Annotated in this window: 22 protein-coding genes, 1 tRNA gene and 1 pseudogene; 11 read left to right on the top strand and 13 right to left on the bottom strand. The window is 57.0% G+C overall.

Translation table 11 applies throughout. The annotated features are described in order from the left end of the window. Positions 1 to 123: 123 nt before the first annotated feature. Positions 124 to 239 (top strand): annotated as a pseudogene (locus tag HMPREF2541_RS12330) (IS5/IS1182 family transposase); the annotation flags it as partial. 15 nt (positions 240 to 254) lie between these two features. On the opposite strand, the gene HMPREF2541_RS01780 reads toward HMPREF2541_RS12330, so the two are convergent. Together HMPREF2541_RS01780 and HMPREF2541_RS01785 are read right to left on the bottom strand one after the other, a co-directional pair. Continuing rightward, positions 255 to 2,306, bottom strand: a complete 2,052-nt coding sequence (locus HMPREF2541_RS01780) for a transglutaminase TgpA family protein (protein ID WP_246824960.1) — start codon at positions 2,304 to 2,306, stop codon at positions 255 to 257. 66 nt (positions 2,307 to 2,372) lie between these two features. Then, positions 2,373 to 2,897 (bottom strand): hypothetical protein, encoded by a 525-nt coding sequence (locus tag HMPREF2541_RS01785; RefSeq protein ID WP_070541435.1) that lies wholly within the window; start codon positions 2,895 to 2,897, stop codon positions 2,373 to 2,375. A gap of 482 nt (positions 2,898 to 3,379) precedes the next feature. Between HMPREF2541_RS01785 and HMPREF2541_RS01790 the strand changes: the two genes are divergently transcribed. Both HMPREF2541_RS01790 and HMPREF2541_RS01795 read left to right on the top strand, forming a co-directional pair. After that, a complete protein-coding gene (locus tag HMPREF2541_RS01790) occupies positions 3,380 to 3,832 on the top strand; it encodes a hypothetical protein (protein ID WP_246824961.1) in 453 nt (150 codons plus the stop codon). Between the two features lie 67 nt (positions 3,833 to 3,899). Then, entirely contained in the window at positions 3,900 to 4,289 is a 390-nt protein-coding gene (locus HMPREF2541_RS01795) for a hypothetical protein (protein WP_064083976.1), read from the top strand. Between the two features lie 180 nt (positions 4,290 to 4,469). Here HMPREF2541_RS01795 and HMPREF2541_RS01800 read toward each other — a convergent pair whose 3' ends face one another. From HMPREF2541_RS01800 to parC, 5 genes are all read right to left on the bottom strand, one after another. Next, positions 4,470 to 5,213, bottom strand: a complete 744-nt coding sequence (locus tag HMPREF2541_RS01800) for a class I SAM-dependent methyltransferase (RefSeq protein ID WP_070541414.1) — start codon at positions 5,211 to 5,213, stop codon at positions 4,470 to 4,472. Between the two features lie 60 nt (positions 5,214 to 5,273). After that, entirely contained in the window at positions 5,274 to 5,690 is a 417-nt protein-coding gene (locus tag HMPREF2541_RS01805; RefSeq protein WP_049259577.1) for a hypothetical protein, read from the bottom strand. A gap of 235 nt (positions 5,691 to 5,925) precedes the next feature. Further along, positions 5,926 to 7,509, bottom strand: a complete 1,584-nt coding sequence (locus HMPREF2541_RS01810; protein WP_070541417.1) for a sigma-54-dependent transcriptional regulator — start codon at positions 7,507 to 7,509, stop codon at positions 5,926 to 5,928. Further along, positions 7,502 to 9,109 (bottom strand): sensor histidine kinase, encoded by a 1,608-nt coding sequence (locus tag HMPREF2541_RS01815; protein WP_003822300.1) that lies wholly within the window; start codon positions 9,107 to 9,109, stop codon positions 7,502 to 7,504. The genes HMPREF2541_RS01810 and HMPREF2541_RS01815 overlap by 8 nt, the downstream gene beginning before the upstream one ends. After that, complete coding sequence (gene parC, locus HMPREF2541_RS01820) at positions 9,106 to 11,418, bottom strand: DNA topoisomerase IV subunit A (RefSeq protein ID WP_049259574.1); 2,313 nt, start codon at positions 11,416 to 11,418, stop codon at positions 9,106 to 9,108. Before parC ends, HMPREF2541_RS01815 begins: the two co-directional genes overlap by 4 nt. A 261-nt stretch (positions 11,419 to 11,679) precedes the next feature. Between parC and HMPREF2541_RS01825 the strand changes: the two genes are divergently transcribed. The 3 genes from HMPREF2541_RS01825 (at position 11,680) to HMPREF2541_RS01835 (ending at position 13,694) form a co-directional block, all read left to right on the top strand. Continuing rightward, positions 11,680 to 11,937: a SemiSWEET family transporter gene (locus HMPREF2541_RS01825; protein ID WP_023886953.1), complete on the top strand. Its 258-nt coding sequence runs from the start codon at positions 11,680 to 11,682 to the stop codon at positions 11,935 to 11,937. Between the two features lie 119 nt (positions 11,938 to 12,056). Next, positions 12,057 to 12,584 (top strand): methylated-DNA--[protein]-cysteine S-methyltransferase, encoded by a 528-nt coding sequence (locus tag HMPREF2541_RS01830; protein WP_070541420.1) that lies wholly within the window; start codon positions 12,057 to 12,059, stop codon positions 12,582 to 12,584. A 105-nt stretch (positions 12,585 to 12,689) separates the two neighbouring features. Continuing rightward, positions 12,690 to 13,694: a BtrH-related acyltransferase DarH gene (locus tag HMPREF2541_RS01835; protein ID WP_070541423.1), complete on the top strand. Its 1,005-nt coding sequence runs from the start codon at positions 12,690 to 12,692 to the stop codon at positions 13,692 to 13,694. Between the two features lie 114 nt (positions 13,695 to 13,808). Here HMPREF2541_RS01835 and trpD read toward each other — a convergent pair whose 3' ends face one another. The 6 genes from trpD to HMPREF2541_RS01865 all read right to left on the bottom strand — a co-directional run bounded on the left by trpD (position 13,809) and on the right by HMPREF2541_RS01865 (position 19,192). Next, the gene (gene trpD / locus HMPREF2541_RS01840; protein ID WP_064086054.1) at positions 13,809 to 14,852 is read right to left on the bottom strand and encodes an anthranilate phosphoribosyltransferase; all 1,044 of its coding nucleotides are present in this window, start codon (positions 14,850 to 14,852) and stop codon (positions 13,809 to 13,811) included. Positions 14,853 to 14,933: 81 nt separating this feature from the next. Beyond that, a complete protein-coding gene (locus HMPREF2541_RS01845) occupies positions 14,934 to 15,986 on the bottom strand; it encodes an ankyrin repeat domain-containing protein (protein WP_049259568.1) in 1,053 nt (350 codons plus the stop codon). Positions 15,987 to 16,089: 103 nt separating this feature from the next. Beyond that, a complete protein-coding gene (locus HMPREF2541_RS01850; RefSeq protein ID WP_049259565.1) occupies positions 16,090 to 16,536 on the bottom strand; it encodes a GatB/YqeY domain-containing protein in 447 nt (148 codons plus the stop codon). 103 nt (positions 16,537 to 16,639) lie between these two features. Beyond that, positions 16,640 to 17,218 (bottom strand): aminodeoxychorismate/anthranilate synthase component II, encoded by a 579-nt coding sequence (locus HMPREF2541_RS01855; protein WP_049259564.1) that lies wholly within the window; start codon positions 17,216 to 17,218, stop codon positions 16,640 to 16,642. A gap of 86 nt (positions 17,219 to 17,304) precedes the next feature. After that, positions 17,305 to 18,483, bottom strand: coding sequence for an NYN domain-containing protein (locus HMPREF2541_RS01860; protein ID WP_064086055.1), 1,179 nt, complete (start codon positions 18,481 to 18,483; stop codon positions 17,305 to 17,307). Between the two features lie 64 nt (positions 18,484 to 18,547). Beyond that, entirely contained in the window at positions 18,548 to 19,192 is a 645-nt protein-coding gene (locus HMPREF2541_RS01865; RefSeq protein WP_064104963.1) for an SCO family protein, read from the bottom strand. Positions 19,193 to 19,310: 118 nt separating this feature from the next. Here HMPREF2541_RS01865 and HMPREF2541_RS12115 point away from each other — a divergent pair, with 118 nt between their 5' ends. From HMPREF2541_RS12115 to HMPREF2541_RS01885, 5 genes are all read left to right on the top strand, one after another. Next, positions 19,311 to 19,478 carry a hypothetical protein gene (locus HMPREF2541_RS12115; RefSeq protein WP_003822284.1) on the top strand — a complete coding sequence of 56 codons (168 nt, stop codon included), beginning with the start codon at positions 19,311 to 19,313 and terminating at the stop codon, positions 19,476 to 19,478. Positions 19,479 to 19,497: 19 nt separating this feature from the next. Beyond that, a tRNA-Leu gene (locus HMPREF2541_RS01870) sits at positions 19,498 to 19,582 on the top strand. Positions 19,583 to 19,724: 142 nt separating this feature from the next. Next, a complete protein-coding gene (locus tag HMPREF2541_RS01875) occupies positions 19,725 to 20,885 on the top strand; it encodes a beta-ketoacyl-ACP synthase III (RefSeq protein ID WP_070541426.1) in 1,161 nt (386 codons plus the stop codon). Positions 20,886 to 20,962: 77 nt separating this feature from the next. Next, positions 20,963 to 21,355: a DarG family dialkylresorcinol biosynthesis protein gene (locus HMPREF2541_RS01880; RefSeq protein ID WP_070541429.1), complete on the top strand. Its 393-nt coding sequence runs from the start codon at positions 20,963 to 20,965 to the stop codon at positions 21,353 to 21,355. A gap of 816 nt (positions 21,356 to 22,171) precedes the next feature. Then, positions 22,172 to 25,955 (top strand): ESPR-type extended signal peptide-containing protein (locus tag HMPREF2541_RS01885; protein WP_070541432.1); only part of this gene is annotated, 3,784 nt, incomplete at its 3' end.

Consider the following 25,955-nt stretch of genomic DNA (forward strand, 5'->3'; position numbering starts at 1 on the left):
AGTCTAACCTAGTTATCTAGGACAGCCCCATAAATTTTCAGGTAGCCTTTATCCGGATTTAGCTTGCTCTGATAAAGGCTACCTGAAAGATAACAGAAAAACGGAAAGTGGGACGTTAATCCGAGTTCGGCTAGGTATAGTGGATTAAATTTAAATCAGGACAAGGCGGCGAGCCGCAGACAGTACACACAGTACGGCAAGGCGAGGCAACGCTGTACTGGTTTAAGTTAAATTCACTATAAAAGCGCGGTGTGTTACAGCTTAACCTTGCGCACGGCGCGGCAGCACTGGCGATACCAGCGTTTTTGCGCGGCTTGCGGGGGCAGGCCGTCATCGGCGTAGTTCCAGCGTTCGTATTGCGCCAACAGCCTTTCCAGCTCGGGGCTGAGGCATTCCTGCTCACGCAGGATGTTGGCGGTTTCGGCGGGGCCGAGGGCGGCAGGGGCGATGCCTTCCACGTCGAGCAGGCGCTCTTTGATGCGGGCGAAGCCTTCTTCCAGGAGGTTGGCATAACGCCGGCTGCTGCGCCGCCACCACAACCACAGCGGAATCACGGCCAAAGTGCCGCCAATCAGCAGGAACACGAGCAGGCTCAATAGGTTGAAGCCGCCCAGGCCTAAGCTGCGGAACAGGCTTTGCTGCGAGCTGCTGTCGTAGTTCACCACCCATTGCTGCCAGTAAAACTGGCCTTCGGCGCTGAGTTTGCTCCACCACTGCCAATTGCCGCTGCCGGCCACCAGCTCTTGCTCGCCGCCCTCCAGCGCGGAGGAGAGGCCTTGTTCGATGCGGTTACTGCTCACGGCGGCGGTGGGATCGACGCGCAGCCAGGCTTCTTCTTCGGGCAGCCACACTTCGGCCCAGGCGTGGGCATCTTTGCCGCGCACCTGCCAGAAGCCGCCATCAGGATTGTATTCGCCGCCCTGATAGCCGGTAACCACGCGGGCGGGCACGCCGGCGGCGCGCATGATGACCACAAAGCTTTCGGCGTAGTGTTCGCAGAAGCCGCGGCGGCTGTCGAACACGAAGTTGTCGATGCGGTCGGGGCTGCGGTCGAGCGGGGGATTGAGGGTGTAGGCGAAGGATTGGTTGCGGTAGTAGGCCAGGGTGCGGTTGACGAAATCGACGGTGTTGGCAGATTGGCCGCGCAGTTGGCGGGCGAGCGAGCGGATGCGCTGGTTGCTGTAGCCGGGCAGGCGGCTCAGCTGGCGCTGGCGGGAGGGGGAAAGTTTTTCAGGTAGCCTGTTGCCGATGGCAGCCTGCAAGGAAAATCGGCGTAAACCATCATGGCTGCGTACGCGCACGGTGTGGCCTTGAGCAAAATGCATTTTGCTGCGCGAATTGGCAGCACTGGAATTGATGAATGGATAATCCAACGCGGGAATGCGGCCCCGTTCGTCGCGCATAATGATGCTGTAGGACACGATGGATTGGGTAAGCTCTGTGGTGGCGTTGCTTTCAATAAAATCGTCGTCAGCAAGCCATTGCTCGCCATCAAACTGGCTCATGGTGATGGCGCGCCAATAAAGGTCAGATTGGTTGGGGGTGTAGTCCCCGTCGAAAGTAGCATTGAAAGCCAGCTCGTTGCTTTGCACCAAATTGCTGATGCTGCCCGGCTGCATGGTGTCAGACAGACCGGTTTGGGCTTGGCCCGGCTTTGGCGGCTGCGGGATACGCCATAAAGGCTCGCTCATGCGCGGCACGGCGATAAATAATACGGCGGCCAGCGGCAGGGTGAGCAGCAGGGCGGTAGCGGCGTGGCGGGCGGCCAGACGCAGCGGCATATTCAAGAGGGCAATGCAGGTGGCGGTGCCGAACAGGCTGGCCAATAGCCACAGGCCGATGAACATGCCTTGGTTGAGCAGTACGGTGGTACCCATCAGGAACACCATGGCGGTGAGCAGCATATGCCAATCGCGCAACACGCGGCTTTCATAGGTTTTCAGCAGTACCAGCAGCAGAAGCAGCGCGCTGCCGCCTTCGCTGCCGAGAAATGTGCCCAACTGCGAAAACACGAAACCAAACACGGCCAGGCCGCCGACGGCGGTGGCCCAAGCAGGCAGGCCGCGGCTGCCGATCAGCGTGAGCCCGAGTTGGATCAGCCACAGCACGCCGAATACGATAATGACACCCGTAGGCAGGGCAAAAGCCAGCGGCAGGGTGATCCATAGCAGCAGCAATAGAACGCCCAAACGCGGCAGGCGTTCGGGCGGTCGGTCGATGTATTCAGGGTTGAAAACGAGCATGGTGGTTGGGGTTGGATGGCGGCTTGGTTGTTTGATTTGCAGAAACTTGGTTTGCTTGGGCAAACTTCGTTTCAGGTAGCCTTTTTATCAGACGGTGTGTTTTGTGCGCCTGTAGCCGCCAGCCTGTGTTCAACCGGTAATCAGATTGGGCAGGCTGTGGCTCAGTTGCAGCGAATTGCCGATTATACCCAAATCCGCATCGGCAAAGCAGGCGTTTTCCAAAATCAGCCCGCCCTCAGGGCGCGAGGCGTGCAGGCTCATGCGCATTTGCGCGGGGGTGAAGGGTAATCCGTGTTTGCGGGCGTATTCGGCGGCGCGGCGGTTGGCGGTTTGCAGCATCGGAATCAGCGTGATGTCTAAATGAAACACGCGCACGCCCAACACCAAAATACGGGCGGCAAACCAATCGGCTTCTTCGGTGAACACTTCTGGGCTGTGTTGCTCAAAATTGTGCCGCTCGGCAGCAATCAGGCAGGCCAGGGAGCGGATTTGCGGCAGCAGGGCTTCGCACAGCATGAAATCTTGCTGCTGCGGCGTATCGGCCTGCAAATCGGCACGGTGCTGGTTGCCGTCCACGGCCAAATACCAGCGTTGCAGTTCGGTGCGGGGCTGGGCGGGGGGAAGCTGGCGGAGTTGGTGGGCTAGGGCAGACATTTTATGTTCCTGTTCGGCTTGGCGGTTCATGGGAGGGATTCCGTGGGTGAGCGGCCTTGCCGGAGCAAATAAAAAACCGCTCGGGGTTTCCGGGCGGTAGCTTTTCTTTCGGCTGGAGTAGCGCAAATCAGGCGCACAGCAAAAGATACCGCTCGGCTGGGCGGTACCAATAAAACGGGGCGAAAGAGAAGTTTTGCGTATTCATGGAGAGGGAGTGTAAATGGAGTAGAGTAGGCTGTCAAGTGCCGGATGGTGGCGGGATTGGCGTTTTCAGGTAGCCTGGATAAACAGGAATAGCTAGTTTGAAAACTGTAAAAATAATATTACAGACAGTATGTTGGAGTAAAGCCGGGTTAAACGGTTTCGAAATTGCTTGTTCCGCTGCTATCATGCCCAGCTTTGTGGATACCGCACGGGCATTCCGAATTCTGTTCCAAATCAGCCGGGCTTGATCAGGTTTGGCTGGCTGTAGGAGAAAAAAGTTGAAATATTCAAATTTATTGTGGCTGCTGCCGCTTTGGGCGCTGGCCGGTTGCGTTTCGCCGGAAGCGGCGGGTATCCGCCGGCAACAGTCGAATATCAATTATGATGACGATGTGAAAATCGGCAGTTCGCGCATGGCTTACGGCTTCCGTAGCCAGCCTACACGCGGCAGGCCGGAGGTGGAAGTGCAGAGCAACAAAGCGCCGGGCGAGGCAGCGCAATGCCTGCAACAACAGCTGCAAACCCGTTTGCGTTTGCCGGAAAACTTTATCCAAATCCGCAGCTACACCAATTCGGCCTACACTGTGGCGCTGCACAACCCTTTCACGAATAAAGATGGCGTGGTGATGGATGTGCGCCAACGCGGCGTGAGAAGCTCGGAGATTAAACTGTATGCCAACGGCACCACGCTTTCGCGCGTTTGGCGCAGCATACCGACGGCGTGCAAGTAGCCGAGCGTTTGCCAAGACATTATAATGGCAACGTTTTAATCCGATTAATCACACAGGCAGACGAAACATGAAAAAATATTTACTGGCTTTGCTGCTGGCCTTGAGCAGCACCGCTTGGGCGCACCGCTTCCCCATCGACAGCATGGAAGTGGCTGTGCTGAAATCTGCTTCTTTCCCGCAGGTTACGCTCACTACCGATGGCTTTTCCTGGCTGCGCACCCTGACTTTGGGCTGGCTGGATGATGGCGCGAAGACCGTGGATATGGTGCAGGGCGTGCGTATTAAAGACGAGAACAACCGCTTCATTACCCACGGCCAGCTGCAAAACTACACCGGCCGTATCGTGGCTCTGCGCCGCAACGGGGCGGGCAATATCGTGGAAATGTGGATCTTGACCCCGCAGGAAAACGAAGCATTCAAAGAACGTGCTGCCTTGCTGCAAAACCAGCAGCGTTAAGGCTGGATGAAAAACGAAACCTCTTGCTGCCCGAATGGGGCGGCAGGAGGTTTTGTTTTGTTGGGGGTTTTGTTTTCAGCTAGCCTTTGTGGAAGGTTAGCTGAAAGATTGCCAGCTATGCTGTGAGGCTACCTGAAAACGCAGTGTTTAGTTTTCAGGTAGCCTTTTTATTAGGTTGGTTTAATCAGCATGGCCGTTATACATATCAAACCGGGTTGATTTGCCCGTGTATTGGTAATCTGGCTTGCGGTCGCACAGAAAATCGCCCAGGCGTGGTCGTTTGACCACCACGCGGGCGGTGGCTGTGGCGAGGGCGGTATCGAGTAGGGCAGCATCGTTTTGCGCGGTGCCGACCAGCTCGTGAAAAAACGCCATTTCTTTTTTTACCGCTGCCGATTTGCGCCGTTCGGGGTACATTGGGTCGAGATACACCACTTGCGGACGGCCGATTTCGGCTGCCAGGCGCGGCATATATTCGGCAGCATCGGCGTGGTGCAGGGTGAGGCGGGAAGCGGTTTCGGCAGTATCGGAGTGGAGCAGGGCGCGTGCGAGGCCGTCGGCCAAGAGGCAGTATACAGCGGGATGCCGCTCGAAAATATGCACGTTCAGCCCCAAACCGGCCAAAACAAAACTATCGCGGCCGAGCCCGCCGGTGGCATCCCATACAGTGGGCTGTTTGCTGCGGCCGACGGCTTTGGCCAGCAATTCGCCGCCGCCGTGCAGCCGCCTGTGCTGCGCCGCGCCGGCAGTGAAATCTACCCAAACGCTGCCTTTGTCGCCCGCGCGGTGCAATACGATGCCGTGTTCTTCAGCGGCCAGGTAGAGGCCGGAAGCAGGTGGGGTATTGGAGACAGTCAATGCGGGATGGCGGGCGTAGTCGGGCAGGGTGTGTGGGGTGAGGGTGATGAGTGGGATGGGGTGCATGGTGGCTTATTGTCTTGTGTGAGGAGGTAAGAGTTTCAGTTGTAGCGGTGAGTGTGTTTGTTAGAACAATGAGGCAAAACAGGCAAGCGCAAAACCTACTCCTGTCATCAGAAACCCTCGCCAAAATGCGCCTTTATTGCTGCCTTCCCAATCATGCTGGGTGATCAACAGCCAGAAAAAGCCGAGAGACCAGGCACACATCCCGATAAGATAAATAAACAGCGCGTCTGTGTTGGATTGCAGGAATACCCACCATAGCGCCATATTGGCACTGAGTGAAATGCCTGAGGCCAGATAGGGTTTAAATTCTTTCCATTTGAGGCCGAACACGTACACAACTAGCGTGGGCAGCATCAATAAGAGAAACAGGCTCAAACCATACCAATCGGCATAAGCCATAAACAGTACCAGCATCGGCACATAGAACAGCGCGGCGAACAAGCCGTCCAGGGTGCGAGGATTCGGTTTTTTCCACATTGGCTTCTCCTTGTGTCTGGATTTTGACTTTCAGGTAGCCTTATCTGCAGGCTGGTGATTGCCTAAAAAGATAGCGGTTATTTTACTCCTTTGGATTGGAGCCTGAATGGGAACGAGTACTGGGAGCTTCGAAGGTTCGGTTATAAATATGTTTTTATATTTATGTGGATAAACTTTCAGGTAGCCTCAAAGGCTACCTGAAAGTTTATTGCTTCATTTCAGTCAAGTTATGCGGCTACTCGATTTCCAAGCGTTCCATCCGGTAGCGCATGGATCGGAAGCTGATGCCGAGCAGTTTGGCGGCCTGGGTGCGGTTGTAGCGGGTTTTTTGCAGGGCTTGCTCGATAATCAGCCGCTCTACGTCGTCTAGATAGTCCTGCACTTGGGTGCGGCCGAGGACGAAACCGGGCAGGTTGTCGAGCTGGCCGCTGTTTTCTGGAGCGGTTGTTTCGGCGGTGTCGGCGCTGCTGCTGTTTTGGCTGACGGCGGCGATGGCGCTGCCCCAGTCATCGTCTTCATCCAATAGCGGGGAGCTGGAGAGCTGGAGGTCGGCGGCATCGATGGTGTTGTTGGCGGCTAGGGCGACGGCGCGTTCGAGGATGTTTTCCAGCTCGCGGAAATTGCCGGGATAGCTGTATTGCAAGAGGGCTTGTTTGGCGGGCTGGGTGAGGGTGTAGTCGCCGCCTTGGCGGTGTTTGCGCAAGAGCTGGGTGATGAGCTGGGGCAGGTCTTCGCGCATTTCGCGCAGGGGCGGCATAGTGAGGGAGACAACGTTTAGGCGGTAGAACAAGTCTTGCCGGAATGCGCCCTTGGCCACGAGGCCGGCGAGGTCTTTATGCGTGGCGGAGATGATGCGCACGTCTACTTTCACTTCTTGCGCGTCGCCGATGCGGCGCACGGCTTTTTCCTGAATGGCGCGCAGGAGCTTCACCTGCATATGCAGGGGCAGGTCGGCCACTTCGTCGAGGAAGAGGGTACCGCCGTGGGCATGTTGGAAGAAGCCGAGGCGGTCTTGGTCGGCGCCGGTGAAGCTGCCTTTTTTGTAGCCGAAGAATTCGCTTTCCATCAGGTTTTCGGGGATAGCACCGCAGTTTACAGCCACAAAGGGGCGGTCGCGCCGCTCGGAGAGCTCGTGGATACTGCGCGCGGCCTGTTCCTTACCGGAACCGGATTCGCCGGCGATATACACGGGCACGGTGGTGCGGGCGAGTTTGCGGATCATCTGCCGGGCTTCTTCGATTTGCGGGGAGCGGCCGATGAGGCGGGGGATGTCTTCGGGATTGGCGGCAGGCTGTTTGTCGGCTGTAGGCTGGAGCTTGCGGCCGGCGGCTTTGCTCTCTTCCTGCGGCTCTTCGTTTTCAGGTAGCCCTTCGTCTGCGCCGTCTACTTGGGGCGGAGGTTCTTCTTTGGCCGGTGCGGGGGCGGGGAGGCTGTCTTCTTCGTGGATTTTGATGGCGGATTTCACCAAGGTGCGCAGTTGCGCCAGGGTGATGGGCTTTTGCAGGTAGTCGAAGGCGCCGGTTTTGATGGCTTGTACGGCTTGGTCGGCATTGCCGAAGGCGGTGATCACGGCCACGGGCACGTCGAGCTCTTTTTCGTTGATGTATTCCACCACTTCGAGCCCCGAACCGTCGGGCATGCGCATATCGGTAAGCACGAGGGAGAATTTTTTGCTGTCGAGCCACTTTTTGGCGGCATTGACGCCCTCGGCGGTTTCCACCGACAAGCCCATTTTCATCAGGGTCATTTCCATCAGGTCGCGGATGTCTTGTTCGTCGTCCACAACCAACACTGGTTTTTGTAGGCTTTGTTTACTCATTGATATCTTTCGGCATGATTAGTTCGAATCCCTTGACTTCGGGATGATAGTGAAGCTGGCCGGAGTTGGCGTGAGCCAATTCGCGTGCCACATACAGCCCCAGTCCGGTGCCTTCGGAGCGGGTGGTGAAAAACGGCTCGAACAGGCGTGGCTGGTTTTCTGGCGAAACCCCGGGGCCGTCGTCCATCACGGTAAGCGATACGGATACGTTGTCGTCGGTGGGCTTCACCAAAACGGTGATGGAATCGGCCTGCTTACTGCCATGCTGCCAGGCGTTGTTGATGAGGTTCCATATAATCTGCTGCAGGTGCATTTTGTCGAAATACACTTTCAGCGCACCGCCCTGCATATAAAGGTGCACGGCGTTTTTGGCTTCGGGTCGGGTGAGCAGGAATTCCTGCTTGAAATCGAGCCAGAATTTCATCAGGTTGATGGATTGGGCATCGAGCCGGTCGCTCTTGTTCAGGCTGCTCACTTCTTCCAGCATTTTATCGATGCGCTGGATGTTGTTGTCGATGATGCCGCGCAGCTTGGTGGTCATCGGATCTTCGTCTTCCTCAGCCAACAGGCCGTTGGATTGGCGGATGGCGGAGAGCGGGTTTCGGATTTCGTGCGCCAGATTGGCAGTGAGCTGGCCGAGCGCGGCCAGTTTGGTGGCCATGGCTTCCATGGCCACTTCCTGGTCGGAGCGGATAAACAGCATCAGCAGCGATTCGTCTTCGCGCACCAGCGGGCGGGCGCGCACCTGCACGCCTTGCCCGCCCAGCTCGGCATGGGTGATGAAGTTGCGTGTAGGCGCGCGCTGCCAGCGCTTCACCAAAAGGGTGAACATTTCTTCATGTCGGTCGAGCTTTACATAAGGAAAATAGAGGCCGGCTTGGCGGTTCATCAGCCAGATACGGCAGCCGGTGTCCACCACCACCACGGCCTCGGCCACATGGTTGAGCACCAGTTCGTTTAGACCTTTGAGGCGGTCGAAAGCGCGGCGGTGTTTGCTCAGGGTGTTGGCGGCGCGGTTGAGGAAGGAGGCATAAAACGAGGTGAGCAGTGCAACCAGATAGCCCACTGCCGAGAGCACGATAGTGTGGATAATCGCATTGCTGCCGGCCTGGCTGTTGGCTTCAAACGGCCAATAGTTTAGCCAAGTACCGATCAATAGCAAGAGGGCAACATAGGAGGCATACAAGAGCGGATAACGGCCGTGGCTGAGCAGGCAGGACACGCCGATAAAAGGCAAGATCAGAATGCCGAAGCCGGAGGAAATGCCGCCGGCCAGGTGCATCAGTATCACCATCATGGTGATATCGACCACCGCGCTGATGTTGGGCAGGTTGTTTTTCTGTTGCTGCCAGTTGGGAAATACCATACTGAACACAATCAACCCGCCATACACCGCCGCCCAGATATAGAAGCGACTACCGAAAATTGGCATCGAAGCCAACTTGGCCATGCCCACATTCGAGCCATAGGCGTTTACCAACACGTGGAAGGTGAGCAGCGAGAGCAAGAGGCTCACGCGGGCGATGTTCATCAGCGAAGGCAAGCGGTCGAGTTGGCTATCCCATTCGTTGGGGGTATACGATTTCGGCAGCTGGATCATGCTTCGCCCTCCTGCGTGCTGCTCAGGCTGATGAGGCTACCTGAAACATCCAACACCCGGCCTTTGCGGCCGCGTTTACCTTCAATATCCTGCACGCGTAAGCGTTCGCGGTGTGCCGCGCCGCGTTTGCCGCGGCTGCACACCCAGAAATCGGGGGTGGATACCAAGGCGGTCAGTTGCAGCGTGTCGTTGCCACGTAAAGACATCAGTTGCAGGCCGCGCCCTTTGGCCATCACTTTCAATTCGCCAATCGGGAAGGCGAGCAGGTGTTTTTCCGCGCTGGCCAGCACCAAGCGGCAATCAGGGTTGATCAGTGCAGACTGGCGTACCGGCTGCGGCAGCAGCAGGGTTTCCCCTGCCTCCAGTTTCACCACTTCCTTGCCCGCCTTCACGCGGCCGACCAAATCGCCCAGTTTGACGATGAAGCCATAGCCGCCGCTGCCGGCGAGCAGGTAGTGCTCTTGCGGCTGCCCGGCCAGCATGGCGAGCACCGACGCGCCCGGCTGCAATTCCAAGAGCGAGGCCAGCGGCACGCCGTCGCCGCGCCCGCCGGGGATTTCGGCCGGATCGATGGTGTAGCTGCGGCCGAGCGTGTCGAGCACCACCACCGGATCGACGGTGCGCGTTTCCAGCGTTTGCTGCAATTCGTCGCCTTCTTTAAACGCGGTGGCCGACAAATCCAGCCCGTGCCCGGCCCGGCTGCGAATCCAGCCCTGGCGCGACAGGATGAGTGTTACCGGCTCGTCGGCCGTGGTGTGGGTGAGCGCGGCGCGTTCGGCTTCGGCCACCAGTGTGCGGCGCGGGTCGCCAAATTGCTTGGCATCGGCCTGCATCTCTTTGATGATGAGTTTTTTCTTCGCGCCTTCGTCGGCCAATAAGTTTTTCAGGTAGCCTTCTTCCTCGCGCAAATCGGCCAATTCCTGCTCCAGTTTGAAACCTTCCAAACGGGCGAGCTGGCGCAGGCGGATTTCCAAAATATCTTCGGCTTGGATTTCGGAGAGGCCGAAGGCGGCCATCAGTTCGGGCTTGGGCTCGTCGGCTTCGCGGATAACGCGGATAACCTCGTCGATGTGCAAAAAGGCGGTCATGCGCCCGTCGAGGATATGGATGCGTTTGAGCACCTGTTCCAAGCGGTGTTGCAGGCGGCGGGTTACGGTGGATACGCGGAAATCGAGCCATTCCTGCAGGATGTTTTTCAGGTTTTTCTGCGCGGGGCGGTTGTCGAGCCCGATCATCACCAGATTGGCCGGCACATTGCCTTCCAGCCCGGTTTGCGCCATTAGGGTGTTGATGAAGTTATCCGGCTCGATGCGGCTGGATTTGGGTTCGAACACGAGGCGCACGGGGTGTTCGCCGTCGCTCTCGTCGCGCACTTTGTCGATGAGCTCGAGCATCAGCTTTTTGGTGTTGAGCTGGTCTTGGTTGAGCTGTTTTTTGCCGGATTTGGGCTTGGGGTTGGTTTGCTCTTCGATTTCGGCCAGGATTTTCTGCGCGCTGGTGTTGGGCGGCAGCTCGGTGATGACGAGGCGCCATTGGCCGCGTGCCAGTTTTTCGATTTCGTAGCGGGCGCGCACGCGGATGCTGCCTTTGCCGGTTTCGTAGAGCTGGAGCAGGTCTTTGGCCGGGGTGATGATGTGGCCGCCGCCGGCGAAATCGGGGGCGGGAATGTGCTCCATCAGCTCGGCGGTGGTGAGCGTGGGCTTTTTGAGCAGGGCCACAGCGGCGGCGGTAACTTCGCCCAGGTTGTGCGGCGGGATTTCGGTGGCCATGCCCACGGCAATGCCGGAGGCGCCGTTGAGCAGCACCATGGGCAGGCGGGCGGGCAGGGCAACGGGCTCTTCAAACGCGCCGTCGTAATTCGGCACAAAATCCACCGTGCCTTGATGCAGCTCGGAAAGCAGCAGTTCGGCAATCGGGGTGAGGCGGGCTTCGGTGTAGCGCATGGCGGCCGCGCCGTCGCCGTCGCGCGAGCCGAAGTTGCCGATGCCGTCGATTAAGGGATAGCGCAGGGTGAAGTCTTGCGCCATGCGTACCATGGCGTCGTAGGCGGAAGCGTCGCCGTGCGGGTGGTATTTGCCCAGAATTTCGCCTACCACGCGCGCAGATTTCACCGGCTTGGAATTGGCGGCCAGCCCCATTTCCTTCATGGCAAACAGGATGCGCCGCTGCACGGGCTTTTGGCCGTCGCCCACGTCGGGCAGGGCGCGGCCTTTTACCACGCTCATGGCGTATTCGAGGTAGGCGCGTTCGGCGTAGGGGGCGAGCAGCAGGATGTCGCTGTGTTCGGCGGATGCGGTGTTTTCTGGCATGGTGTGGCTGGTGTTTCGGTTGCTAAACGCCGTAATTGTAAAGCAAGCAAGGGTTTTCAGGTAGCCTGCGGGGCGGTGAGGCTGGCTGAAACCATCGCGGGAGAACAGGTTAAGTTTTGTAGTGTGCCTTGCGGACGGCGGGGGAGTGGGTCTTATAATTGCACGCTTTCAGCTGGCCCGTATGGATACAGGCTACCTGAAACCGGGAAGCCGACGCATACCGGCATGAAACGTCTGACTCACTTTTAAGAGGTAAAAATAATGACTGAAAAACAAATCAAGATTTTAGGCATCGTGGCCAGCATCATGGCTGTGGGCATGTATGTGGCCTACATTCCGCAGATTGCCGACAACCTGGCCGGGCATAAAGGCAATCCGGTGCAGCCCTTTGTGGCTTTTGTAAACTGCACGTTGTGGACTGGCTACGGCCTGTTTAAAAAACCGCGCGACTGGCCGATTGTGGTGGCCAACGTACCGGGCATCTTTTTGGGTTTGGCAGCCTGTTTTACCGCGCTGTAAACCTTTTAACTTCGCAGTAGCCACGTTTTCAGGTAGCCTTTTGCCAACACGGCAGGCTACCTGAAAACATTGCAGGGTTTCTGCCCAGCAAACACTTATCTAAACCCAACCACAAGCCCATGCTCTATCTGCACTCCTTCCCCTCGCCCTTGGGCAATATCCTTGCCGCCGCCAGCGAGCGCGGCCTGTGCCTGCTCGAATTTGCCGGCAGCCGGCGCATCGACGATGAATTGCGCGATCTGCAGCGCCTGCTCGGCTGCCAAACCAAGCAGGGCGAAAACGAACACACCCGACTGGTGCAAACCCAGCTGGGCGAATATTTCCAAGGTACGCGCCGCGAGTTTAGCGTGCCTCTGCACGCCCCCGGCAGCCCGTTTCAGCGGCGGGTGTGGAACGCGCTGCAAACCATCCCCTACGGCGAAACCACCCATTATCAGGCGCTGGCCGAACAGCTCGGCAACCCTGCCGCCGTGCGCGCCGTGGCCGCTGCCAACGGTGCCAACCGCCTCTCCATCCTCATCCCCTGCCATCGCGTCATCGGCAAAGACGGCAGCCTCACCGGCTACGGCGGCGGCCTGCAGCGCAAACAATGGCTGCTCGACCACGAACAGGGCAGGCATCAGGTTCAGCCCGATTTGCTGGGCTAAGCAGAGGCGTTTCAGCTAGCCTGCCCGTGCGCTAAAGGCTACCTGAAATTCCATCTACTTCATTTTTCACGTATCATTTGCCTCCCCGCAAACACCGCCACCAACATGACCACCTTCACCCACCAACACACCGCCCATTGCGAAAGCGGCGTGATGTCCACCCTCCTTACCCACCACGGCTGTGCCATGAATGAAGCCATGGTGTTCGGGCTTGCCCACGCGCTCACCTTTGTGTATCTGCCCGTGGTAAAACTCAACGGCATGCCCCTGATTTCCTACCGCATTGCCCCGCGCGGCATCATCAAAAACGTTTGCCGCGCCCTTGGTGTGAAGCTCAATATGCGCAAATTCGCCCAAGCCGAGCGTGGTGCGGCCGCGCTGGATGAGGCGCTGTTGCGCGGGCAGATTGCCGGTTTGCAAACCTCCGTGTATTGGCTACCTTATTTCCCGCCCGAAATGCGTTTTCATTTCAATGCCCACAACCTTTTGGTGTATGGCCGCGAAGGTGAGGATTATTTAATCAGCGACCCTGTGTTTGAAACGCCCCAGCGCTGTGCCGCCACCGATTTGCAGCGCGCCCGCTTTGCCAAAGGCGCCCTGGCCGGCAAAGGCCTGATGTACACGCTCGACACCACCAGCCTGCCGCAAAAGCAGCAGCTGGCCGAACGCCTGCCAGCCCTGCTGTATGCCGCCATCCGCAAAAACGCCAAACAAATGCTCGCCCCCGTGTTTTTCGTGGGCGTGCGCGGCATCCGCACCGTGGCCAAGAAAATCGAACGCCTGCCGCAAGAGCCGGAAAAATACCAAAAGCTGTGGCTCGGTCACTTGGTGCGTATGCAGGAAGAAATCGGCACCGGCGGCGCCGGCTTCCGCTATCTTTACGCCTATTTTTTGGAACAGGCCGCCGATATTTGCGCCAACCCCGCCCTGCAAACCGCCTCGCAGGAAATGACCGCCATCGGCGACCAATGGCGGCAGCTGGCCAGCCAGTGCGTGAAACAATGCCGCCGCCCGAGCGAACAAGGCTGCGCCCAAATCGCTGCTTTCCTGCGCGAAATTGCGGATAGGGAAGAAAAACTGTGGCGCGGCTTGCTGCATATTGCGAAATAAGCTAGATGGCAAGATGAAAGGCTACCTGAAACTTCAGGTAGCCTTTTCTTTTCAGGTAGCCTTGCTGTGGCATTTCAAGCAACCTGTTAAAGGCTACCTGAAACTTATTCTGCATTATTTCGCCTGTTGTGCGGCCAGTTTTTGCGAGAAAGCGGCCACTTCTTCGCGTTTGGCACGGGCTTTGCCGCAGTCGATGGCTTCGCGCGCCATGTCCACGCCTTCGTCGAGCGTATTGGCTACGTTGCCGGCGTAAAGCGTGGCACCGGCGTTGAGCAGCACGATGTCGCGGTGGGCGCCGGCTTCGCCTGAGAGCACGCGGTTCATCATGGCGAGCGATTCGGCGGCGGAGGCTACCTTGATGTCGTCGAGATTGGCGCGCACGGGCAGGCCGAATTGTTCGGGGTGGATGTCGTATTCGGCAATCAGGCCGTCTTTGAGCTCGGCCACGCGGGTGGGGCCGGTGAGGGTGATTTCGTCGAGCCCGTCGCTGCCGTGCACCACGAGGGCGTGTTTGCTGCCCAGCTGCTGGAACACGCGGGAGAGGATGCCCACCAAATCAATGTGGAATACGCCGATGAGCTGGTTGGCGGCGCCGGCGGGGTTGGTGAGCGGGCCCAAGATGTTAAACACGGTGCGCACGCCCAGCGCGCGGCGCACGGGGGCGACGTATTTCATGCTGCTGTGGTGGTTGGGAGCAAACATAAAGCCGGCGCCGCATTGGTCGATGCATTGCCCCACTTGTTTAGGCGAGAGGGTGAGGGAGATGCCGGCCAGCTCCATTATGTCGGCCGAGCCGCTGGAGGAGGACACGCTGCGGTTGCCGTGTTTGGCCACTTTGGCGCCGGCAGCGGCGGCCACGAACATGGCGGTGCTGGAAATATTGAAGGTGTGCGCGCCGTCGCCGCCGGTGCCGACCACGTCGACGAGTTTGTTTGGCTCGGACACGGGCACTTGGGCGGCAAATTCGCGCATCACTTGGGCGGCGGCGCTGATTTCAGACACGGTTTCCACTTTGATGCGCAGGCCGATGAGGATGGCGGCAATCAGCTCGGGGGCTACTTCGCCGCGCATGATTTGGCGCATGAGGTCGGTCATTTCATCGTGGAAGAGTTCGTTGTTGCTGAGCAGGCGCTGCAGGGCTTGTTGGGGAGTAAACATCGGGTTTCCTTGTGTGATGGTTCGGGTGATTTCAGGTAGCCTTTGCGGGGGAAAGAAAGGCTACCTGAAAAAGGGGGGTGGTTAATATCGGTATGTGGGTTTTTCCAAGGCAATCGGCTCGGGGTTGCGGCACACCCAAAGGGTGGCCAGCTCGCACAGACGGCTGCTGCCGGTGCCGTCGTCTTCCAACATGTGTTTGGAGATGTGGGCTACTTCGGCCAGTTGGCTTGCCGACAGGGCGTTGCCTTGTTGTAAATAGCCGCCGAGGGCGGTGAGCATTTTGCGGTATTCCTTATCCCAGTTGCCCATGGCGTTGCGCAGGAGTTCGTCGTTGATCTTGCCCGCGATGCGTACGGCTTCGCCCTGCATGGTGCCGGCCTGGCCGCTGCCAGGTACGAGCAGCACCCAAGCTTGTTCGTAGCGTTGTTCCCAGGTATCGCCAGCGAGCACGATGGGGGATTGGCCGTCGTGTTGGATGCGTTTGGGCACGGGCGGCACGGCAAACAGGCGGTAGAGCTGTTGCAGGCCGGCTTCGGTTTCGGCCAGGAATTCGGGGTTGAAGCCGGCGCGGTGGAATTCGAAATCTTCGCCGATACGGACAACCTGCTCTTTAGCCAGCTTGGTGGGCTGGTAGCCCGCCTGCAAATACACTGCGGCGGCTTGGGCGGCACGGGCGATTTCGCCGCTGCTCAGTCGGCTGAGCATACATTCCACCACGTCGTGCCTCCTGTCGCCTTTGGCTTTGATGTCGGCACCGTGTTCGATTAACAGGCGGGCGGCATCGGCATGATATTCGGCAAAATGCAGCGGGGTGTTGCCGTAGGTGTCTTGGGCGTGAATGTCTGCACCTTGTGCCAACAAGAAGGCGAGCTGCGCCGTGTTGTTCACTTGGGCGTGATAGTGGAGCGGGGTGCGGCCGTATTCGTCTTTTACATTGATGTCGGCACCTTGTTCCAACAACCAGGCCATCAGCTCCACGGGAATGTCGTAGAAGGAGAGGGCGGGTTTGTTAAATGCATAGCGATCGTAGGCATTGGGCTCGCATTGGCTAAGCGCGGCTTTGAGGGTGTTTAAGTCGTTGGCGGCTAGCAGTTCGGTGAAATCTTTGGGCAGGGTTTTCTTTTTCTTGGCCATGGCGTGATGGGGTGAATATGCAGTACTGCGTTTCAGGTAGCCTTTGCGGGGAAAAGAAAGGCTACCTGAAAGCTGTCGGCATGTTCAGGTAGCCTGTTGTGTCTTATTTCTGCAGGGCAGCTTTGAGTAGGCGGCTCACGTCGCTCATGTCGGCCTGGCCGGCAAGGCGTTTTTTTAGCACGCCCATGGCTTTGCCCATATCGGCCATGCCGGATGCGCCGGTTTGGGCAATGGCTTCGGCCACAGCGCTTTGGATTTCGGCTTCGGAAAGCATTTCGGGCAGGTAGCGCTGGAGGATGGATACTTCGGCCAGCTCTTTGTCGGCTAGGTCTTGGCGGCCGGCTTCGTGGTAGATGGCGGCGCTTTCTTTGCGCTGCTTAATCATTTTGCTGAGCATGGCGGTGATTTTGGCGTCGTCGGCTTCGGTGCGCTCGTCCACTTCGTAGCGTTTGATTTCGGCATTGGCCAGGCGGATGGTGGATAGGGTGAGCGTGTCTTTGGCGCGCATGGCGGTTTTCATGTCTTCGGTGAGGTGGGCTTTCAGGCTCATGGTGTTCTCCTTATTTTAGTTGAGGTTTGAATTTTGGGTTTCAGGTAGCCTTTATTGTTGCAACGAGGCGAGCCGACGCGGGAATGAGAGTTCGGCTCACTGGCTACGTACGGGCAGCGTGCTCTTTGAGGAAGTTGGCCAGCATATCGTGGCCGTGTTCGGTAAGCAGGGCTTCGGGGTGGAATTGTACGCCTTCCACGGCGTGTTGTTTATGGCGCACGCCCATGATTTCGCCGTCTGCCGTCCAGGCAGTAATGTCGAGGCATTCGGGCAGGCTGGCGCGTTCGATAGCGAGGCTGTGGTAGCGGGTGCAGTTTACAGGGTTGGGCAGGCCGGCGAATACGCCGTTGTTGGTGTGGTGCACGGGCGATACTTTGCCGTGCATCAGCTCTTGCGCGCGCACGATGCGGCCGCCGAAGGCTTCGCCGATGGCCTGGTGGCCGAGGCACACGCCCAAAATGGGAATCTGCCCGGCAAAGCGGCGCAGGGCCGGCACGGAAATGCCGGCTTCTTTGGGCGAGCAGGGGCCGGGGCCGATCACGAGGTATTGGGGTTGGAGTTCGGCAATTTCGTCCAAGGTGATGTTGTCGTTGCGGCGCACGCTAATTTCCTGGCCGAGCTCGGCGAAATATTGGACGATGTTGTAGGTGAAGGAGTCGTAGTTGTCGATAAATAACAGCATGATACAGTTTCTTTATAGTGCTACCTGAAAACGGAGATTGCTTGGCAACAATCGGTTTGGTTTGTTTCAGGTAGCCTTTGGTTTGGCTAGGCTTGTTCGTTTTTCACGATGAAGGCTTTGTTGATGCGGATGCGTTCGCCGCGACCGGCTTTTTTGATTTCCACCCAGTCGCTGTAGATGGAGTGGATGAGGTCGCGGCCGTTGGCGCAGCCGTATTGGATGGGGTCGATGGCGGCGGGAAGCTGTTTGACTACGTCGCCCAGCCGTGCCCAGCCGTCGGGGTCGGCGGTGGCTTGGATGGCCTGCTGCACGGCGGGGATGAGCTTGGTGAAGGAGGGTTTGGCAGCTTTGGACGGGCCGCCTTCGGCTTTGGCGGACTGAGGTTTGCGTTTGCCGGGTTTGCCTTCGGCAGGCTGGTCGTTTTGGGCGCGTTGCTCATTTTGGTTGGTACGGGTTTCGCTCCGTTCATTTTGGCTTTGCCGCGCTTCACGTTGTTCGTTTTGGTTTTCAGGTAGCCTTTCGGGTCGGGCTTCGGTTTTGCGGCGTACTTGGAGCTGGTTGTTGTCGGTGCGGTGTTCGAAGATGTCGAAGGATTTGATGAGGTCGGAGAGTTTGCCGTAGCCGTAGAGGCGGGAGTCGAAGTCGGGGTTGGTGTTGTTGATGTAGCTGCCGATGGGGCCGAGGTTGGCCCAGCCTAGGTCGTCGGCGTTTTCGCGCACGGCGCGTTTGAGCAGGGGCAGGGCGTCGGGAGTATTGTTGTTTTCTTCGGCGGCGGGGGAGTGGGTTTTGCCGTTGCCGCGTTCTTTGTTAGCGCGCTGTTTTTCTGGCAGGAAGATTTCGGTGTAGATGAATTTGTCGCAGGCTTTGCGGAAGGCGGTGGGGGTTTTCTTTTCGCCGAAGCCGTATACGGTGAGCCCGCTTTCGCGCAGGCGGCTGGCGAGGCGGGTGAAGTCGGAATCGCTGGATACGATACAGAAGCCGTCGAAATTGCCGCTGTAGAGCAAGTCCATGGCGTCAATCACCAAGGCCATGTCGGTGGCGTTTTTGCCTTTGGTGTAGGCAAATTGCTGCACGGGGATGATGGCGTGCGGAAGGAGGGCGGCTTTCCATTTGGAGAGGCCGTGGCTCCAGTCGCCATAAATGCGTTTCACGCTGGCGATGCCGTATTTGGCGATTTCTTCGAGCAGGCGGTCGATGATGTCGGCGGGGGCGTTGTCGGCGTCGATGAGGACGGCGAGGCGGGCTTGTTGGTCGTTTTTCTGCATGGTGTTTGGTTTCTGGGTTGGGGCTACCTGAAAAATGGTTTTCAGGTAGTCTTTGGTGTTAAGGCTATTGGTTTAACAGGGTTTTAAGGTCTTCTGCCAACTGGGTGGCGGTTTGGCCGAAGGGCTCCATCACCACGGGGCGGCCTTGGCGGTTGATGAGGAAGGTGGCGCTGCTGTGGTCTACGCTGTAAAAGCCGTTGGGCTGCGGCGGCTGTTTTACGGCGGTGGCGCCGTAGAGCTTCATCACGGCTTGGGTTTCGGCTTCGCCGCCATCGGCGCTGGTAAGCCCGATAAAGCTGGGGTTGAAGGCGGGCACGTAGCGCGCCAAGAGCTCGGGGCGGTCGCGCGCGGGATCGATGGAAACAAACAGGAGCTGCACCGCTTCGGCCTGCTCGGGCGGCAGCTGAGCAATGGCCTGGGCATAGGTGAGCAGGTGGGTGGGGCACACGTCTGGACAGTGGGTGTAGCCAAACACGAGCACCACAACCTTGCCGCGAAAATCGCTTAAGGATACGGGGCGGCCGTTATGGCTGGTGAGGGTGAAATCGCCGCCGATAGGATCTTGGCTGATGTCTGTGCCGTGAAATTGGTTGGTAACGGCAGAGGTGGCGGAAGCCGAAGATGCCGACGCCTCAGGCGTGGCAGGCGGTTCGGAGGGGCAGCCGGCCAAGAGTAGGAGGGCTGCGGAAAGGAGGATTGTTGTGCGCATGCGGCGATTATATATAGTGGATTCACTTTAAACCAGTAGCGCATAGGTTTGCCTTGCCATATAGGCTGCACTTTGTGGCTTATTAAACTGTCCTGATTTCAAGCCAATCCGCTATAATGTGCACAAATTCAAACTCCGCCAGCGCACAACAGGAGGCTTTGACCAGCCAAAAGGTAATATGGTGGAGCAGGGCTGTGGTTTTATTGCCATTGAAAACACGGTTTTAAACGGCAAAGCGGCAGATATGCAGGTAAAAAACTTTACAAACGTGGAAAAATGCCTATAATGCCGTTTCTTCATCACCTGCCCAGGTGGCGAAATTGGTAGACGCAGGGGACTCAAAATCCCCCGCCGCAAGGTGTGTCGGTTCGAGTCCGACCCTGGGCACCAAATAATACAACAGCCTGAAATGTTTAGCGTTTCAGGCTGTTCTTCGTTAGCTGCTAAGTTTCAGGTAGCCTTTGCTATATGCCGCTGCAGGCTACCTGAAAATGTCCACACACACATCGAATAAATCGAAGGGGAGCCGGAATTGCATAAGCCATCAGATGTTTATATCAAACGCGCTGCTGCGTTTCTGCCGAATCCGCCGGTGAGCAATGAGCAGATGGAAGCCGTGCTCGGTATGACGGGTGATACGCCTTCGCGCGTACGCAAGATGATTTTGCGCTCCAACGCGATTACTTCCCGCTACTACGCCATCGATCCGCACACCCGCCGTGCCACCCATAGCAACACAGAGCTGGCTGCGCTGGCGGTGCGCGGTTTGTTGGAGCAGGGATTGCGTGCGGACGAAATCGGCAGTCTTGCCTGCGGCACGTCTTACCCCGACCAGATTTTGCCCGGTCATGCGGTGATGGTGCATGGGCTGCTGCCGCAGATTCCGCCCTGCGAGGTGGTGAGCACGGCTGGCGTGTGTGTGGCGGGGATGGCGGCGATGAAGCAGGCCGAACGCGCGGTGCGCACCGGCGAATGCCGCGAAGCGGTGGCAGCGGCTTCGGAAACGGCTTCGGCGGTATTGCGCGGCGAGCGTTTCCGTTGTGAAACCGACAGCCTGCGCCTGCAGGATGCCAAGCCGGAAATTGCGTTTGAAAAGGATTTTTTGCGCTGGATGCTGTCGGACGGCGCCGGCGCGGTGCAGCTGGGCAGTGAGCCGCTGGCCGGGCAGTTGAATTTTAAAATCCATTGGATTGATTTGCTGTCGTATGCCAACGAGATGCCGGTGTGCATGTATGCCGGCGGCGAAGTGGGGCAGGGCGGGGAATGGCTGAGTTGGAAAGATGTTGATGCCGATGAGTGCGCCAAGCGCAGCCTGATGGCGGTGAAGCAGGATGTGAAGCTGCTGAATGAAAATATCGTGGCCTATACGGTGGAAAAACCGCTGCGCCATCTGATTGCTAAGCACGGCCTGCAAGCCGATAAGATTGATTGGTTTCTGCCGCATTATTCCTCTGGTTTCTTCCGCAGCAAACTGGCTGATGGCCTTGCTGCAGCGGGGCTGCCGATTGCCGAAGAAAAATGGTTTACCAACCTGCACTATAAAGGCAACACCGGCTCGGCGGCGATTTACATTATTTTGGAAGAGTTTATGCGCCGTTCGGACATTCAAAACGGCCAGAAAGTCCTGTGCTACATTCCCGAAAGCGGCCGCTTTTCCACTTGTTTTATGCTGTTGGAAGCAGTGTATGCATGAGGCTACCTGAAAACCGCCTATCTGTTCTTGGTAAGGCTACCTGAAAACCAAATTCTGCTTGTTTGGAACCATTTGGTATGGATATCAACGACATTCCGCAAGACGACAGCCCCAGTTATCGAGGGCATCAAAAAATTATCTACGGCACGCACAATGGCCGCTACCAGGCTGCCACCAGCACCGGCTGGCAAGATGAGTCCTACGCCACCGTGCAGGCTGTGGCCGAGCTGGAGGAGCAGACCGAAGCTGCCAAGCAGACTGTGGAACGCGGCGAACGCTCCGCTTTGTATTACCACATGTTCCACAGCCGTCATGACGAAACCAGCTTGGCCATGGCCGCCGGCGTGTGGCGCTGGCAGCTGCGCCGACATTTGCAACCTGCCGTGTTTAAGAGGCTACCTGAAAAAACTTTGGCTAAATACGCCCAAGCTTTGGGCATCAGTTTAAGTGAATTGCGGCAGCCGTTTTAAAAGAGCGGGATTTGTAAAAGCGGGTACTGAAAATTGGGTTCTTGCGTTGATGGCATAAAAAAGCTTGCTTATCTTAAGTGATAAGCAAGCTTTTTTATGGCTTGTTTAGTTGTTTTGGGTTGTGTGTGCCAGATTATGCAGCATCCTGTGTGTGTAGGCTTGTGTGGTGCCGTGATGGAACTTTTACTGCATAGGGTGATAAAGGCTACCTGAAAACTAGGTAAGTAGAACAATCAACACAATATTTTGATTGATTTTTTATTTCATGTAGTAGAGGGTTTGAGAATGGATATTGCTGGTAGCTCATACTGGGTAAATTAAACTGGGAATAGCTTGCAATTTACCTAGTGAGGCTACTCAATAGAAGCTGAAATTTCATTTGGATGACAGAATGCGGGAGTGTTCTATAGTTTGATTTTCAGGTAGTCTGAATTGTTAAGTGATTGTATATAATAAAATCTTAAAGTATTTTATTGTTCGAAATTGGGTGAGAAGCGCAGCTGGTATGGCTTGTGCAGAAAAATGTGTTGCAAAACAGTTGTAAACTTTTGTAATGAAATACAACCAATCAATAAAGTGGCTAGGATGATGCGTTAATTAGCTGTATCATTCAGCCTCGATTTGCCCTCAGGTTTTAGAATACGTAGTCAATTGAATTTACTTGAATAAAGTAAATTCGCTCTGCAAGAGTAATTTAAGTTTTGTGTGATTTGGCAAGCGTAGGAAGAAATAGATAGTGAGATTGATGTAAATCAACCTATGGGCTCTATTCCACTATTTTTTTGATTTTTTTTTGAAAGTTAGGGAGCTGAGTATATGAACAAAGTTTACCGTACCGTATGGAATGAACATACCAACACTTGGGTGGCTGTGCAGGAAACGGCCAAATCTCGTGGCAAGTCGGCTTCTTCTGGTGCGGGTGGAATCGGCGCTGCTATTTTGGAAGAATTGGGCATTAAAAAAGCCCAGCGCTTTGTTCCCGCAGTCATGGTGTCTGCTTTGGCGTTGGCAGCCGGCCAGGCCAATGCCGGAGCTGGCTTCTATCTTAACGACGGCCAGGATGTTAACTGTACAGCTATTGCTGACAGTACGGGCGCTGTTCAATATGCCATTATGGGCGGCACGACAATTCATACGCCATTTCAGGGTACAGCTGGTGTGTTCGTACCGAATTCTTCTTTTTTTGGTATAACTTCGGCATATAACCCGTGTAAACCGGTCGGTGGGAATAAAGAAGAAAACCATGATACGCAGACCAACCGCACCTTGCTCTATGGCAGTGTAAATGGTGCTGCTAATACGACCGATAATGGCGCCAAGAACCTGACGCTGGGCGGCCGCTTGGATGTCAACAGCGGCATCATCGGTGTTGGTTACCGTGGTACGAACGGGGTTGATCCCTCCTTCACTCAGAATGGTGAATTTAAAGATAAGAATGGCAACCTGTATCGTTCATCGAACAGCATCCGCATGGGTACTGGTATCACTCTGGATGATGCCAATAATAAAGAGGCATCCATTGCTATCGGTGTAGATACCAAATCCTCTGCGCTCAGAACGGTAGCCATCGGTTGGGATGCTCAAGCAACCGGCAACGAAGACGTGGCCTATGGCGTGCACGCCAAGGCATCCGGCGGGCAGGCCGTGGCTTTGGGGCCGTCTACCCAGGCCATTGGCAGTCAATCGACCTCCATCGGTAACAACACCATCGCCAGGGGCAATTCTTCCGTCTCCATTGGCGGGGACGACCTGAATGCAGTAGCCAGTACTACGCCGCTGGTCAGTACCAACCCCGCTAATAACAACGATACGCTGAACAATACGGCTGCGGCGGCTACATATAGAAACCTGACGGGGCAGAACCTGGTTGACTTTACTTCTACCGCCGGCCGCTATATCCCTACCGAGGCGGGCGACGGCGCGGTCGCTTTGGGCGTGCAGGCCAAGGCAACAGGCGCCTTGTCAACCGCCTTTGGTACCAAAACGTCGGCAACCGGCGTCGCTTCGGTGGCATTGGGCGTTGGCGCAAGCGCTGATAAAGCAAACGCCGTAGCATTGGGCGCGGGCAGCACCACGGCCGCAACGGCTACGTCAGAAAAAACGGCAACCGTGGGTTCAATCACTTATGGCAGCGTGGCTAACCCGTTTGCTGGCAGCGCCAATGTAACTGCTGGCGACCAGGTTTCTATTGGTTCGGCTGGTTTCGAGCGCCAAATCAAACACGTCGCTCCAGGTGCTATTACTGCTACTAGTACCGATGCTATTAACGGCAGCCAGCTGTTTTATGTAACGCAAGGGCTGCAAAATAACGGCTTCAAGATCAGCGACGGCACGGCTACCGATACTGTCAAGCTGACTGAAACCGTTAAATACACTGGCGACGGCAACATCGTCACCACCGTAACGGACAACCAAGTGGGCTTCAAACTGGCCGACAGCATCACCGTAGGTCCGGCCACTGGCCACCCGGTCACGATTGACGGCAATGCTGGCACCGTAACCGGCTTGACCAACAAAACTTGGAATCCGGCCAGCATCACCAGCGGTCGTGCGGCAACTGAAGATCAGCTCAAAGCTGCGCAGGCTGCGGCCACCAACAAGGTCACTGCTGGTGACGGCATCACTGTTACCGATATAGCAAATACTGACGGCAGCACCACCTATAAAGTAGCGGCTGACACCACACCGCTTGCTGTAGGCGACGGCACTGGCGGCAACCCGGCAGGCAAAGTCATTGCGCCGGCTGCTGGTAATGCGAACAAATTGGCTACCGCTGGCGACATTGCCAACGCCATCAACAACAGCGGCTTCAACATCAACGCTGGCGGCAATGTAGTAGGTACTTCTACTGCCACTACTGCCAAACCCGGCAGTACCCTGACACTGAAAGCCGGTGATGGTTTGACCGTGAAGCAGGACCTGGACGCCAACGGTGACCAGAGCTACACCTACGCCCTGAACGCCCAATCTGTGGTGCAGAGTGCGCAAACCCCGGTCGTGTATACCAAAGCTGACGGCAGCAAGGTCTACAAACACACCGATGGCAACTTCTACACCCAGCCCAACGGTGCAGGCACGCAAGTACCAGTAGGCGACGTGATTGCCAGCATGCAGAATGCAGCGGGCAACACTACGGCACCGACCACATTGGCCAACGTCAAGGCAGGTGCCAAAGACACCGATGCAGTGAATGTGAGCCAGCTCAAAGGCGCAGCTGATGCTTTGGGCGGCGGCGCGGGCGTCAATACCGATGGCACCTTCAAAGCGCCCAGCTACACCATCGCCAAAACCGATGGCACGAACTACGCTCCGGCCACCAATGTGGGCGATGCGCTGAGCAACCTGAATGCTGAAGTCGTCAAGCCCCTGACCTTTGCGGGCGACAGCGGTGCCAATGTTGAGCGCAAGCTGGGCTCTACCCTGAACGTGAAAGGTGGCGCAACCGGTACCTTGACCGAAGGCAACATCGGTGTGGTGGCAGACGCTGCGACCAACACGCTCAATCTCAAGCTGGCCCAGAACATTGATTTGGGTAGCAACGGCAGCGTGAAGACGGGCGCCACTCAGATGGACAACAGTGGTATCACCATTGCCGCGCCGACTCCTACGAACCCGGCGAACACGGTGAGCTTGACCAGTGGTGGCCTGAACAACGGTGGCAACAAGATCAGCAATGTGGCTAACGGAACAGCCCCGAACGATGCGGTCAACCTCAGCCAGTTGCAGGCGATGGGTAGTGCAGCTAAAACGCACTACTATAGTGTCAACAGCAACCAGCAAGCTGCGGGCAGCAACTACAACAACGACGGTGCCACGGGAACGGACGCACTGGCTGCTGGCGTCAAAGCCCAAGCGGCACAACGCAACTCCATAGCCATTGGTAATGAGGCGAAAGTAGAGAATTCGCCGGCCAATCCATCTAGTAGCTCGATTGCCATTGGCGACAAAGCCAAAGCACAAGGCGATTTGGCGCTGGCTATTGGCCCGGGTGCCACAGTAAGCGGCGAAAGCGCAGCGGGAGGCATTGCCATCGGCTCGGCTGCCACATCGAACAACGGTGGTATGGCGGTGGGTAGCGGTGCCAATGCCGGCAACGGCACCCCCATGATCCCCGGTCTGCCCGTGCGCTTGAACAACAACGTTGCCTTGGGTGACAGCGCACTGGTCAAAGATGACACCAACTTCCGCGTTGCCCTTGGGTCCTTTTCCATTGCTGGCGAATCAGACCTGACAGCCGCACCCTATAAACCAACGGCAAACGCCAACGTTGCCGGCATTGCTGGATCCGGTGTAGAGCTGGGCGAAGTATCGGTTGGTGGCGACAATACGGCCGGGATGGGGAAAACTCTTTACCGCCGCGTCACCAATGTAGCGGCCGGCGCGGCCGACACTGACGCAGTGAACGTAAGCCAGCTGAAAGCAGCGCAGGCTGCCGCTACCAGCAAGGTAGCTGCTGGCAACGGTATTAGCGTTACACCGACTGTGGATGCGAATACTGGTAGCACCACTTACACCGTAGCAGCCGATACTACTGCACTGAATGTAGGCGATGGTAATAACGGCAACCCGGCCGGTAAGGTGATTACTCCGACTGGTGCAG

Origin of the sequence: Eikenella sp. HMSC061C02, from assembly GCF_001809035.1 — a bacterium.
Classification (GTDB): Bacteria; Pseudomonadota; Gammaproteobacteria; order Burkholderiales; family Neisseriaceae; genus Eikenella; species Eikenella corrodens.